This is a genomic window from Desulfotruncus arcticus DSM 17038, from assembly GCF_900113335.1.
Classification (GTDB): Bacteria; Bacillota; Desulfotomaculia; order Desulfotomaculales; family Desulfallaceae; genus Desulfotruncus; species Desulfotruncus arcticus.
Genome location: NZ_FOOX01000011.1, coordinates 1 through 12,342, shown reverse-complemented (window position 1 = coordinate 12,342; position 12,342 = coordinate 1). Strand labels below are relative to the sequence as shown.

The window sequence follows — 12,342 nt, the reverse complement described above, 5'->3', positions numbered from 1 at the left end:
GTTACCGTGCCCCGCTATGATTAAAAGGCGTATATTTAAGTAATCCTTTTTGGTACCATTTGGTTTTGGTTACCAGTATAACAATAAAACTTATCGTAACTACGTGTGACCAGCCGCAAAGAGCCCAGTACAGCTTGGATTGCACAATTTTATCCAAGTTTACGGTAAACAATAACTCAAATAGATTATAATATAAAAATTCAAGTAAAATTAGGACAATCATAACCATTATGCTGCAAGTTAGCGCTTTTACCCTGGAGGCCTGCCAAAAGAAACTAACTAAAAGGCCCAAAGTTATTACAGCGGCGGCTGTATGAAGTCCCGGCAGTTCTAAACTGTTGGCAAACAACCGGAAGATTATCACTGTTATAGCTTGGATAATCCCCACGCTAATAATTTTTTTCCAGATCAGCGGCAGTTGTAAAAAAGCCAGCATCAGCATTGTTAAGACAATACATTCTGGTATTCCGATGATAACTACGCTAATTAAAGTATCAATTAATTCTTTATTCACTTAAACTCCTTGGTAATTCCGGCTCATAATACATACAACCACAAGCTGATGCAGCGCTGATCTGAGCAATCCAGAATAAAGCAGTGGCGGTTAAAAGTATTAGTATTCTTTTCATTTTATCCCTCCTTTCTTGATTATATTGTAATATTTTGGGGAAATCCAGCCTTAACATTGGGTTTTTTGATGCTGGCTTAATTTTTTGTTCTCCCCTCAGCTAAATTGTTTCTTTTGGCAAAAGACAAAGGTATGATGGAGAAAGACTGTGCCACCAGGCCGGCGGTTATGGCCAGGGGCCAAATGGGATCAAGCCCGGCCACTATGGCCGTCGGGTTAAAAACGATGCTGCCCCAAAGAATAATCACAACAATGGCGGAGGTCTTCAACAGGTTCTTTTTCCGTGGCTTGAATTTTTTGCTGGCTATAGTAACCGGCGCGTAGACAATAACCGCGTACAGGGCAAAAATGAAACCACTGGCTTCAATTAAAGAAGCAAATTGGATGATATACGGGGCTGCGTATGAAACGATATAGCCAAGCGCGGTAAAAACTACAACGGTTAACACCCAGCACGCCACCGGACCGGTTTGGTGGCGCCCCCCGGATAAAATGCGGAGGGGATAAAAGGCCAGCCAGATCAGTAAAGTTGCTTTTAAAGTGCCAAGCAGCCAGGAAAATAGGATAAATCCCCCAATGGCGGTGATATTGAGCAAAATTATAGTTAAGGCGTAGGCAAAAACCTCACTGTTCAGGTTTGGGTTTTTATTATAACCGGTTGTTTCTCTTGTCAAATAATTGGAAATGCGGCTGATAATTGATGTCAAACCCTCATCTCCCTCACTGATTGACCGATTAACTCATAAATGTCTGGTTATTGTAGAATTTAAAAGATTACTTATGTATGGATTTGCCATTTTCCTGCAAAAAAATGTATAAAATTTATTACAAATATCGCCATCTTTCGCATGAGTTCGACTAATGAGAATTGAAAAAAGCGGTTTCTTTTACCATAATCCTCTTTGTGGTATACTACTTCAGAGAGCGGGAGCGTGGTAAAACATGGAACATTGTCAGCGTCCCACGCGGTTGTTGGCGGTTGATCCAAACAATCCGGAAGCCGGGTTGGTTCAAGCGGCCGCAGAGGTGCTGCGGGAGGGCGGCCTGGTTGCTTTCCCCACGGAAACTGTTTATGGCCTGGGGGCCAACGCCCTTGATTCCCGGGCGGTAAAAGAGATTTTTACCGCTAAGGGCAGGCCGGCGGATAACCCTTTAATAGTACATATCAGTAAACCGGAAGCTATTGCCAATTACATTAAAGTAATACCCCCTGTAACAAAACAGCTGGCGGAACGTTTCTGGCCGGGACCGCTGACATTGGTGCTTAAAGGCGCGAACAGCTTTCCCCGGGAGGTGACGGGTGGTCTGGCCACGGTTGCGTTTCGGGTGCCCGCCCACCCGGTGGCGCTGGCTTTAATTGAAGCGGCCGGAGTTCCTGTGGCTGCGCCCAGCGCCAATGCTTCCGGACGGCCCAGTCCCACCACGGCCCGGCATGTAATTGAAGACTTGTCCGGCCGGATTGACCTTGTGCTGGATGCCGGTCCGGCGGGTGTGGGTGTGGAATCCACTGTGCTGGACCTGACAGGCGGACTTCCGGTTATTTTGCGGCCCGGCGGGGTGACTCTGCGGGAACTGGAAGAAGTGCTGGGTCCGGTGGCAATTGACCCTGCGGTGCATGGCGGCAGGGTGGAAAAACCCCGTTCCCCCGGTATGAAGTACATGCATTACGCGCCGCGCGCGCCATTACTGTTGTTCGAGGGTGCTAATATGAAAGATTTGGCGGGCTGTATCCTGGCCGAGGCCGAGCGGCTTAAAGCGCGGGGGCTAAGGGTGGGAATTTTAACCTATGAGGACACTGCTCGCATCTATGCAGGCCGGGGTTATGATATCGTATTGGCCGGCAGCAGTTCGAATCCGGGAACAGTTGCAGCAGCACTGTATGATTCCCTGAGGCGGTTTGACCGGCTGGGTGTTGACAGAATCCTGGCCCAGGGGATTGCCCGGGAAGGTGTCGGCCTGGCGGTTATGAATAGATTAATCAGGGCTGCGGGGGGAAAGGTTGTTACAGTATAAAAAACAGGAGTCAGTAGTCAGGAGACAGGAGTCAGAATAAAAAACCTGGTCTTCAGGACTTCTCCAGGGGGCTGACCCCGGAACCATTGGGACATGGAGAATCGAGATAAGAATTGGAATGCGTCGACCGACCCTCGGGTTATCTCCAGGGGGTGATACACGGAACTATCGGATTCAAGGAATTAGATGGGTTTATCATTTTGTTTTATTCTGAATTCTGACTCCTGAATACCTGATTATGAAACTGGTTGTTTTGGCATAAACATTTAACAGCATAGGTTTTTTGGAGGAATTGAGATTGAGCCTTTATACCGTTTTTGCCCTTGCAGTAGCACTTGGTACAGACGCTTTCTCCATGTGCCTTGGTTTGGGTATGGCCGGGGTAACCCGCCGGCAAATTCTAATCGTCAGCCTGACGGTTTTAATTTTCCACATCGTTATGCCGCTGGTGGGCTGGTATGCCGGTGAATTTGTGGGCACTTTTGCGGGACGAGCGGCCAGCATTGCCGGTGCCCTGCTTTTAGTCTACCTGGGAGTTAAAATGATTCGCTCAGTTTTTAAAGGCGGTGACGCAATGGACCCCAAAGTTGTTCTGGTTAATACCTGGGGTTTGCTGCTGCTGGCCGCCAGTGTCAGCATGGATGCCCTGAGTGTGGGCTTTTCCCTTGGTACCAGACAGGTCAACCTGCCCCTAACCGCCATGATAATCGGCGTCACAGCGGGGGTAATGACTGCAGCAGGTCTTATATTGGGCCGTTTTGTGGGAATCAAAGTAGGTGAGCGGGCCGTAGCCGGGGGCGGGCTGCTTTTGGTGGGGATCGGCATTCGCATGATGCTGCCGTAAATATACAGGAGTCAGGAGTCAGAATGGAAAAACGGTTTAGCATTAATATTTTATTCTGACTCCTGACTCCTGAATTCTGACTCCTGAATTTTAAATACAGTTGGTGTTATCCTATGAAGAAAAAAAAGATACTGTTTATTTGCACCGGGAATACCTGCCGCAGTGCCATGGCTGAGGCGCTGGCCCGCAGGGCGCTGGCTGAGCTATACCCGGGGCGGCAAGATATTGAATTTAAATCCGCCGGAATTGCCGCCCTGCCCGGTGACGGTGCATCGCACCGGGCTATCGTCGTGCTGGAGGAACGGGGCATAGACTTAACCGGGCACCGGGCCTCTCTGGTTTCTTCCGGTGATATCGAAGAAGCTGATTTAATTTTAACAATGACTGCCGCGCACAGGGACATGCTATTGCGCCTGGCCCCCGACGCTGCGGGGAAAATATTTACCCTGGCGGAATACGCCGGCGCGGGCGGAGACATTCCCGACCCCTTTGGTCTGGGTGAAGAAATCTACCGCATCGCAGCGGGCGAACTCAATGCCCTCATCCGCGATGCTCTCCGCAAATTTCTGGGACAGGCTTAATCAATATAATGGACGCCCATGCCGTGCTTGTTTATTTTTGGTCAATTCGTTTAGAGGAAACCTTGCGAATAATGTAGAATAAATTAAGGTTGAGGTCCGGGCGGACAAATGACCCGGCCAATTTAACTGGCATTCGTATAATTTGTAAATTAAGAAACAAATATCATTAAAAAGGAAGTGTTATATATTGCGGGTGGCTATTGGCAGCGATCATGGCGGTTTTAATCTAAAAGCGGAAATTATCGGCTACCTTAAGGAAAAACAAATTGACTATCATGATTTCGGCACTTATTCACTTGATTCGGTCGATTACCCGGACTTTGCCCGGATTGTTGCGGACGCTGTCGCCGGTGGGGACTGTGACCGTGGAATTTTATGCTGCGGCACCGGTATTGGTGTTTGCATAGCTGCCAACAAAGTGGCCGGCATCAGGGCTGCATTGTGCCACGATACCTTCTCGGCCCGTATGGCCTCGGAGCATAATAACGCCAACATCATAACGCTTGGCGAGCGTGTTATAGGACCTGGCCTGGCCTGTGACATAGTGGATGCCTGGCTGAATTCGGAATTTGCCGGAGGCAGGCACGCCCGCAGGATTGAAAAAATAAGCGAAATAGAGAAGAAAAACAGGTAATTTGGGAGGAAAAGTTAAATGAGCTTTTACAGCCCCCTTGCTGATATTGACCCTGAAGTGTCCGGCGCGCTTGCGCGGGAGCTTGACAGGCAGCGCAACACGCTGGAACTAATTGCATCAGAAAATATCGTTAGCCGGGCAGTTATGGAAGCCCAGGGATCGGTATTAACCAACAAATATGCCGAAGGACTGCCGGGGCATCGTTATTATGGCGGGTGCTCCTGTGTGGATGTGGCCGAATCTCTGGCCATTGAGCGGGCCAAAAAGCTTTTTGGCGCAGAGCATGTAAACGTCCAACCTCATTCCGGCTCCCAGGCCAACCAGGCTGCTTATTTCACACTGCTAAACCCCGGGGACAGCATCCTGGGGATGAACCTGGCCCACGGGGGACACCTGACGCATGGCAGTCCTCTTAATATGTCAGGCCGCTATTTTAAAGTTGCTTTTTACGGAGTGGAAGAGGATACGGGGCGGATAGATTACGACAAGGTCTATGAAATTGCCGTTCAGAGCAAGCCCAAAGTAATTGTCGCCGGGGCGAGCGCTTATCCCCGGGAAATTTTATTTGATCAAATGAGTGAAATAGCCGCTCAGGTTGGCGCATACTTAGTGGTTGATATGGCGCACATTGCCGGCCTGGTCGCCGCCGGGTTGCATATTAGCCCCGTCCCCTACGCCGACATTGTTACCACCACCACTCATAAAACACTGCGCGGGCCCCGGGGCGGGATGATCCTGTGCCGGGAAAAACACGGTGCCGCTGTGGATAAAGCCGTCTTTCCGGGCATACAGGGCGGGCCGTTGATGCACGTAATCGCCGCCAAAGCTGTTGCCTTTGGTGAGGCCCTCCGGCCAGGCTTTAAGGAATACCAGCAGCAGATAGTCAAAAACGCGCTTGCCTTAGCCAATGCGTTGCTGGAGCGCGGGTTTGAGCTGGTCTCGGGCGGAACGGATAATCACATGATGCTGGTGGACCTGCGCAATAAAAATATTACCGGGCGCGACGCCGAAAAAGTTTTAGACGAAGTCGGAGTTACTGTTAATAAAAACGCTATTCCCAACGATCCACAGCCGCCTGTGATCACCAGCGGCGTGCGCGTTGGCACGCCGGCCGTAACCACCAGGGGCCTTAAAGAGCCGGAAATGGCCGAGGTTGCTGAAATAATCCATTTGGCCCTGAGTTATGGTGACGATACGGCGCGCCTTAAAAAAGCCGCGGAAATGGCCGCCGGTTTATGCCGTCGTTTCCCCATTTACGAAGAGGGTGGTGTTTATGCAGCGCCCCTCATGGGATAGCTACTTCATGGAAATAACCACAGTGGTGGCGAGCCGGTCAACCTGCCTGCGACGAAAGGTCGGCGCGATCATCGTGCGGGACAACCGCATTTTAACCACCGGCTATAACGGCGCGCCCGCCGGCCTGCGGCACTGCCTGGAGATAGGCTGCCTGCGGGAAAGCCAGGGCATCCCTTCCGGAGAAAGGCATGAGTTGTGCCGGGGGCTGCACGCCGAACAAAACGCCCTGATTCAGGCCGCCCTGCACGGCATATCAATTGCGGGCGGGACTTTTTACGTGACTCATCAGCCCTGTGTGCTTTGTGCAAAAATGATAGCCAACGCCGGGATTAAAACAATCGTTTATCAGGGGGATTACCCCGATAAACTGGCGCTGGAGATGCTGGCTGAAGCAGGTGTTGAATTAAAGAAAATGGACTTTAATGGTTAGCGGTGGTGATGAAAGGTGCAGAAAAAAATAGTAGCCCTGCCAAAATTAAATAACCTGACCCCCTCCATGGAATCCACCGCGTTAAAGCTGATGGAAGAGGCAGGGGAATTGGCCCAGGCTATTGGCAAGCTCAGGGGTATGAGTGGAGAAAAATGTACCATTGACGAACGTGAAGTACTGGCGCTGATAACCAGAGAGCTGCTGGATGTGGCCCAGACAGCAGTTTCTATGATGTTCGTGCTGGAAGAGCATTACCATGTAAGTATAGAAAAAGCGCTGGATGAACATATTAATAAATTGATCCGCAAAGGCTACCTTGTTCCTGAGTCTGAGTAATTGTACAGTAGGCAGGGCGATCCGGTAGTTACGTGAAAAATCTTATACCTGATCCCGGGGGTGATAATGATGAAGGTTTTGGTGGTGTTTGGCACCAGGCCGGAGGCGATTAAAATGGCGCCGCTGGTGCAGCTGCTGCAAAGGGATGAACAATTGGATTGCCGGGTGGCTGTTACGGCGCAGCACAGAGAAATGTTGGATCAGGTGCTGCGCCTTTTTAATATAGTGCCCGATCACGACTTAAACATTATGCGGTCGGGTCAGACCCTGTTCGATATAACGGGAAGGGCCCTGGCGGGACTGCAAAAAGTATTGGAGTTGGAAAAACCGGATTTAGTGCTGGTGCATGGTGACACCACCACCACTTTTGTGGCGGCGCTGGCTGCTTATTACATGCAAATTCCGGTTGGTCATGTTGAGGCCGGGCTGCGCACCGGCAATAAATACTCTCCGTATCCGGAGGAAATGAACCGGCGGCTGACCGGGGCACTGGCCGAGCTGAATTTCGCGCCCACTGTGAAGGCCAGGGCCAACCTGCTCCGGGAAGGGGTCAACCCCGATAGTATTTTCGTCACCGGCAACACGGTGATCGACGCGCTGATGGCCACGGTGAGGCCGGACTACCGTTTTAACGATCCGCTGCTGAACCGGCTGCTAGCTGAAGAAGGGCGGATTATACTGATGACCACCCACCGCAGGGAAAACCTCGGCGCGCCCATGCGGGACATCTATTTGGCGCTGCGGGACACGCTGGACAATTACCCTGATATCCGGGTGATCTTTCCGGTACACAAAAACCCGGCCGTGCGCCAGGTGGTACAGGAGGTACTCGGGGGCAATGACCGGGTGCACCTGGTGGAACCCCTTGATTACGAACCCCATATCAATTTGATGTCCCGCTGCTATCTGGTGCTTACGGATTCCGGCGGCATGCAGGAAGAAGCTCCGGCACTGGGCAAGCCCGTGCTGGTGCTGCGCAATACCACCGAGCGCCCCGAGGCGGTGGACGCGGGGACAGTGATACTGGTGGGGACGGATCGCCAAACGGTGCGTGAGGAAACGGGACGGCTGCTATCCGATGCCGGCCACTATCGCTCTATGTCCGAGGCCATTAACCCCTACGGGGACGGACGGGCCTGCGGCAGAATTGCGCAGGCGATCAAATTTTCCTATCGCCTTGCTGCGGAAAAACCAGTGGAGTTTTCTCCCCTTGCATAAATGCATCAGTGGCAAGTTGGGGTGGACGACTCTGCCCGCCGGGTCTAAAGAAGGGGGCGACTCCACGGCTCCTTTTGCAAAAATGCATCAATAATGTAAAAATGCATCACGGTCCCTCCCTGGAAGGGCCGTTTTTTATTTCAATAGTACAGGATAAATCGCCATGCTGCTAAAGCGGCATCAACAGAGGATGAAAAATAGCTAGCGTTGGTAAGGTGATCTGGTGGCTTCCCGGAGTAAGCGGAGCACTGGGTGCGGTCCATAGCACGTCAAATCCCCAAAGCATGACCCCGTACCCCGCGACCGGCTTGTGGCACGTCCATTGCATAAATAACTTCTTTGAAACAAAGATGTGTTTTGGAGGATATTTGGGCTGCGTTTGGGGCGGGCCGGCGGGATCATCCAGCCCTGCATGTCGGCCAATGGGCTAAAAGAATTACCATTTACGCCATTTGTAACAACATTATTTAAATTAGGAGGGTATAAACAATGGATTTTGGGTTAACAGAAGAACAACAAATGGTACAGGATATGGCTCGCAATTTTGCAGAAAAGGAAATTGCTCCTTTTGTTGAAGAGGATGAAAAAAACCATTATTATCGCAGAGAAATATTGAAAAAAATGGGTGAATTGGACCTGCTGGGCTGGAGTCTTCCGGAGGAATACGGCGGAAATGGCATGGGCTGGATGGAAGGTTGTATAGCACTGTATGAAATATCCAAGGTTCATACTTCCTGGAGACTTTCCATCAGCGGCAACAACTGGGGTCCGGCAATGACCATCAATGAATATGGCACTGAAGAACAAAAACAGAAATACATCCCCGGACTGTTAGATGGGTCAGCGGTGGGAAGCTTTGCTATGACCGAGCCCAATACAGGTTCCGATGTAGCCAGCATGAAGACGTTTGCAGAAGATAAGGGTGACCACTGGCTGATAAATGGCACCAAGACGTGGATATCCGGCGGGCATACTTCCGATACCGGATTACTCTATGCCGTCACGGAAAAAGGCGCAGGCGCTAAGGGGATATCCTGTTTCATAATTGACTACAACAATACCCCCGGCGTTACCAGAATTCCAATTAACGAAAAAGTCGGTATGTGGTCTGCTCCGACTTCGGAATTAATTTTCGAAAATGCAGTGGTTCCTAAAGAAAATCTTTTAGGCCCATTAAACAAAGGCTTCTATATTTGTATGTGGCAGTTGAACAATACCCGCATGGGTTGTGCCACCGGTGCCGCAGCTCTTTCCAGGGCATGCCTGGATGGTGCTGTTCAATATGCGCAAGAGCGTATCCAGTTTGGCAAACCAATCGGCAAATATCAAATGATTCAAGCTCAGATTGCTGAAATGATATTGGAAGATGAGGCAGCCAAAAATCTCGTTTATCGCGCTGCATGGCTAAAAGATAATAAATTACCCAGCCAGCAGGCAACTTCCATTGCCAAACTGGCAGGTTGTAACGCGGCTGTTCATGCTGCCAACCTGGCAATGAAAATTTACGGTTCATATGGCTATTCCAATGAATATCCCTGTGGCAGGTGGCTGCGCGATTGTAAGCAGTTTGAAACCCTGGAGGGAACCTCCAACATGCACCAGATGATCATTGCCAACATTGAACTTGGTTACGCGCCCAACCGTTAGGATCATAGTATCAAGCCCTGCCAAATAGTTGAGGGCGCCAGCGGCATTCAGGAAATGATTATTGCCGCCAATGCCCTGGTGGGATACCGTAAAGGCAACAAATAATCAATACCGAGGAGGTTTATTATGAGCCAGAAATACGACGACTTTAATTGTAGAAGAGAAACAATCATGCAAATGGGCGGCGAGAAGGCCGTCGCCAAACAGCACAAGGAAGGCAAATTAACTGCGCGGGAAAGAGTGGAATATTTCTTTGATCCCGGTACATTTACTGAAATCGGCACATTTTTGAAACACCGGATAACAAACTTTGGCATGGACAAAAAAAATATTCCAGCTGAAGGAGTTGTGTGCGGTTACGGTAAAGTTAACGGCAGAATGGTTATGGTTGGCGCTGAAGACTATACCGCTATGGCCGGTACCTTTGGTGAATACCACGGCAAAAAATTTGCCGCTGCCATCGACATGGCCAAGGATATGGGCATTCCCTTTATTGGTATGAACGATTCCGGCGGCGCCAGGCTGCAGGAAGGCATTGATACCCTACAGGCCTACGCCTGGCTGTTTAAAGCACAAAACCTGGCTTCCGGGGTTATCCCCCAGGTTGCGCTGCTGTTGGGCCCCTGCCTGGGTGGCCAGGCTTATCACCCGGTGATGCAGGATTTTGTAATTCAAAGTCGAAATCATGGTTATATGGGAATCGCCGGTCCAGCTTTTGTTAAAACCCAGCTGGGCGTAGACATTGATCTGCAAACCCTCTGCGGCGTAGAGGCACATGCTGTTAAATCGGGTTGCACCCATATCGTGGCTGGCGACGACAAGGACTGCATGGATAGAGCCAGGCAGCTGCTGGAGTACCTGCCCCAGAACAACAAGGAAAAACCGGCGCGGATTGATACCGGTGACGAGGCTATGCGTCTGGTGCCGGAAATGGACGGCATGATCCCCGAGCAAACCATGATTCCTTATGACATGCACGAAGTCATCTTCAAGCTGGTGGACAACGGAGTCTTCATGGAGATTATGCCTGATTTTGCCAAGAACGTAATCATTGGCTTTGCCCGTTTCAACGGTCGCAGCACAGGTATCGTGGCCAGCCAGCCCAACTGGATGGGCGGCGTAATTGACTGCAACGCAGCCGATAAGGTTGCCAGGTTCGTCAGATTCTGCGATTTGTTTAATATTCCGCTGGTCAACCTGCATGACACTCCGGCCTACATGATCGGTCCCGAGCAGGAATGGAAGGGCATTCTCAGACACGGCGCCAAAATGCTGTATGCCTACATCGATGCCACAGTGCCCAAAATTACCGTTATCATGCGTAAATCCTTTGCCGGTGCGTACCTGGGCATGTGCTGCAAAGACACCGGCGCCGACATCGTTTATGCCTGGCCGGAAGCCACCATCACCATTGTGGGCGCGGAAACGGCAGCCAGTGTAATTTTTGCCAAAGAAATTAAAAACGCGGAAAATCCGGCGGAAGTTAGGGCGGAAAGGATCCAGCAGTACCGGGATCTGTATGAGAATCCGTTCCACGCAGCGGAGCGTGGCTATGTTGACGACATTATCCTGCCTTCCGAAACCAGGAAGAAAATTTGTGCCTCTTTGGATCTGCTCGAGAATAAGTCTGTGGCCCGGCCCTGGAGGAAATTCTCCAACATTAATATGTAAAACGTGGCGGGGAGGTAAAAAAATGGTTGATTGGGAAGCGGCCACCTCAGTGGCCCTGTCAGGTGTCCTGTCTGTTTTTGCAGTGCTGGCTGTGCTTATGATTACTGTTCAGGTTTCCGGTAGAATAATTAGCAGCCAGGCTCAAAAAAAGCAGCAAAAGCAAAAAGCGTAGCTTTTTATTTTAGAGGAGGTATTTTGGTATGGTGCAGATCAATGCTCCCATGGTGGGTAAAGTAGTATCGGTTGATGTTAAAGCGGGCGACCAGGTTAAGAAAAACGACGTTGTGGTGACCTTGGAAGCTATGAAGATGCAGATTAAGGTGTACGCTCCTTCCGACGGGGAAGTAGTTGAAGTTAACATTAGCGCCGGTGATGTGGTTAACACCGACACTGTGCTGGTAGCACTGAAATAATTGTAAGTACTCAGGAGTCAGGAGTCAGAATAAAAAACAATTTATTATCTCGTAATATTCTGACTCCTGGTGCTGACTATTAAGTAAATAATTGTAAGTGTTCAGGGGACAGAAGCCAGGAATCAGGATGAGAGGCTAATTTATTATCTTGCAGTATTCTTAATTCTGACTACTGAATTCTGAATTCTTAAATAAAACTAACCAAGGAGGAAAGGGCATTGGGTCAGCTGGTAGATATTTTTAGCGGAATTGGGGTTATGAGTTTAACCCTGGGCAACATTGCGATGTGGCTGATTGCCTTTGTCCTCTTTTACCTGGCCATTGCCAAGGGGGTTGAGCCGCTGCTTTTGATTCCCATCGGGTTCGGCATATTTGCGGCCAATTTCCCTCTTACCGGCCTTTTAGAAGAGGGTGGCCTATTTTATATCTTTTATCACTATGGTATTGAAACCGAGTTAATACCGCCGTTGATTTTCCTTGGGTTGGGCGCCATGACGGATTTCGCCCCGGTGATTGGCAATCCCAAGACACTGCTGCTGGGGGCGGCGGCCCAGTTGGGCGTATATTCGGCATTTTTCGGGGCGCTGCTGCTGGGTTTCACTGTCAACGAGGCGGCCTGTATCGGTATTAT

At 50.2% G+C, this 12,342-nt stretch carries 16 protein-coding genes; 13 read left to right on the top strand and 3 right to left on the bottom strand.

All coding sequences use genetic code 11. The annotated features are described in order from the left end of the window. Position 1: 1 nt before the first annotated feature. The 3 genes from BM056_RS14485 to BM056_RS14475 form a co-directional block, all read right to left on the bottom strand. Positions 2–514: a hypothetical protein gene (locus BM056_RS14485; RefSeq protein WP_092472150.1), complete on the bottom strand. Its 513-nt coding sequence runs from the start codon at positions 512–514 to the stop codon at positions 2–4. Next, complete coding sequence (locus BM056_RS14480; RefSeq protein ID WP_114319294.1) at positions 507–629, bottom strand: cyclic lactone autoinducer peptide; 123 nt, start codon at positions 627–629, stop codon at positions 507–509. The genes BM056_RS14485 and BM056_RS14480 overlap by 8 nt, the downstream gene beginning before the upstream one ends. Positions 630–705: 76 nt before the next feature. Then, entirely contained in the window at positions 706–1,335 is a 630-nt protein-coding gene (locus BM056_RS14475; RefSeq protein ID WP_165613540.1) for an accessory gene regulator ArgB-like protein, read from the bottom strand. A 235-nt stretch (positions 1,336–1,570) separates the two neighbouring features. On the opposite strand from BM056_RS14475, the gene BM056_RS14470 reads away from it, so the two are divergent. The 13 genes from BM056_RS14470 to BM056_RS14415 all read left to right on the top strand — a co-directional run. Further along, a complete protein-coding gene (locus BM056_RS14470) occupies positions 1,571–2,641 on the top strand; it encodes an L-threonylcarbamoyladenylate synthase (protein ID WP_092472147.1) in 1,071 nt (356 codons plus the stop codon). 298 nt (positions 2,642–2,939) lie between these two features. Next, complete coding sequence (locus tag BM056_RS14465; protein WP_092472146.1) at positions 2,940–3,485, top strand: manganese efflux pump MntP; 546 nt, start codon at positions 2,940–2,942, stop codon at positions 3,483–3,485. 113 nt (positions 3,486–3,598) lie between these two features. Continuing rightward, on the top strand, positions 3,599–4,066 hold the full coding sequence (locus BM056_RS14460) for a low molecular weight protein arginine phosphatase (protein ID WP_092472145.1): 468 nt from the start codon (positions 3,599–3,601) through the stop codon (positions 4,064–4,066). Positions 4,067–4,253: 187 nt separating this feature from the next. After that, positions 4,254–4,700 (top strand): ribose 5-phosphate isomerase B, encoded by a 447-nt coding sequence (rpiB, locus tag BM056_RS14455; RefSeq protein ID WP_092472144.1) that lies wholly within the window; start codon positions 4,254–4,256, stop codon positions 4,698–4,700. Between the two features lie 18 nt (positions 4,701–4,718). Beyond that, positions 4,719–5,996 carry a serine hydroxymethyltransferase gene (glyA, locus tag BM056_RS14450; protein WP_092472143.1) on the top strand — a complete coding sequence of 426 codons (1,278 nt, stop codon included), beginning with the start codon at positions 4,719–4,721 and terminating at the stop codon, positions 5,994–5,996. A 7-nt stretch (positions 5,997–6,003) separates the two neighbouring features. Then, the gene (locus tag BM056_RS14445; RefSeq protein WP_238456471.1) at positions 6,004–6,426 is read left to right on the top strand and encodes a deoxycytidylate deaminase; all 423 of its coding nucleotides are present in this window, start codon (positions 6,004–6,006) and stop codon (positions 6,424–6,426) included. A gap of 15 nt (positions 6,427–6,441) precedes the next feature. Then, positions 6,442–6,762: a MazG-like family protein gene (locus BM056_RS14440; RefSeq protein ID WP_092472141.1), complete on the top strand. Its 321-nt coding sequence runs from the start codon at positions 6,442–6,444 to the stop codon at positions 6,760–6,762. A 66-nt stretch (positions 6,763–6,828) separates the two neighbouring features. Beyond that, complete coding sequence (gene wecB, locus BM056_RS14435; RefSeq protein WP_092472140.1) at positions 6,829–7,980, top strand: non-hydrolyzing UDP-N-acetylglucosamine 2-epimerase; 1,152 nt, start codon at positions 6,829–6,831, stop codon at positions 7,978–7,980. Positions 7,981–8,469: 489 nt separating this feature from the next. Beyond that, the gene (locus tag BM056_RS14430) at positions 8,470–9,627 is read left to right on the top strand and encodes an acyl-CoA dehydrogenase family protein (RefSeq protein ID WP_092472139.1); all 1,158 of its coding nucleotides are present in this window, start codon (positions 8,470–8,472) and stop codon (positions 9,625–9,627) included. Between the two features lie 126 nt (positions 9,628–9,753). Beyond that, entirely contained in the window at positions 9,754–11,298 is a 1,545-nt protein-coding gene (locus tag BM056_RS14425) for an acyl-CoA carboxylase subunit beta (protein WP_092472138.1), read from the top strand. Positions 11,299–11,320: 22 nt separating this feature from the next. Next, entirely contained in the window at positions 11,321–11,470 is a 150-nt protein-coding gene (locus BM056_RS26270; protein ID WP_114319293.1) for an OadG family transporter subunit, read from the top strand. Between the two features lie 28 nt (positions 11,471–11,498). Continuing rightward, on the top strand, positions 11,499–11,711 hold the full coding sequence (locus tag BM056_RS14420) for a biotin/lipoyl-containing protein (protein WP_092472137.1): 213 nt from the start codon (positions 11,499–11,501) through the stop codon (positions 11,709–11,711). A 218-nt stretch (positions 11,712–11,929) separates the two neighbouring features. Further along, positions 11,930–12,342: sodium ion-translocating decarboxylase subunit beta (locus tag BM056_RS14415; protein ID WP_165613539.1), on the top strand; the 413-nt coding region annotated here is incomplete at its 3' end.

What these genes read in the sequence shown, in the direction of transcription:
- BM056_RS14480 (WP_114319294.1), bottom strand. Translation starts at nt 629, where the DNA reads ATGAAAAGAATACTAATACTTTTAACCGCCACTGCTTTATTCTGGATT.
- BM056_RS14470 (WP_092472147.1), top strand. Translation starts at nt 1,571, where the DNA reads ATGGAACATTGTCAGCGTCCCACGCGGTTGTTGGCGGTTGATCCAAAC.
- BM056_RS14460 (WP_092472145.1), top strand. Translation starts at nt 3,599, where the DNA reads ATGAAGAAAAAAAAGATACTGTTTATTTGCACCGGGAATACCTGCCGC.
- glyA (WP_092472143.1), top strand. Translation starts at nt 4,719, where the DNA reads ATGAGCTTTTACAGCCCCCTTGCTGATATTGACCCTGAAGTGTCCGGC.
- BM056_RS14445 (WP_238456471.1), top strand. Translation starts at nt 6,004, where the DNA reads ATGGAAATAACCACAGTGGTGGCGAGCCGGTCAACCTGCCTGCGACGA.
- wecB (WP_092472140.1), top strand. Translation starts at nt 6,829, where the DNA reads ATGATGAAGGTTTTGGTGGTGTTTGGCACCAGGCCGGAGGCGATTAAA.
- BM056_RS14430 (WP_092472139.1), top strand. Translation starts at nt 8,470, where the DNA reads ATGGATTTTGGGTTAACAGAAGAACAACAAATGGTACAGGATATGGCT.
- BM056_RS14425 (WP_092472138.1), top strand. Translation starts at nt 9,754, where the DNA reads ATGAGCCAGAAATACGACGACTTTAATTGTAGAAGAGAAACAATCATG.
- BM056_RS26270 (WP_114319293.1), top strand. Translation starts at nt 11,321, where the DNA reads ATGGTTGATTGGGAAGCGGCCACCTCAGTGGCCCTGTCAGGTGTCCTG.
- BM056_RS14420 (WP_092472137.1), top strand. Translation starts at nt 11,499, where the DNA reads ATGGTGCAGATCAATGCTCCCATGGTGGGTAAAGTAGTATCGGTTGAT.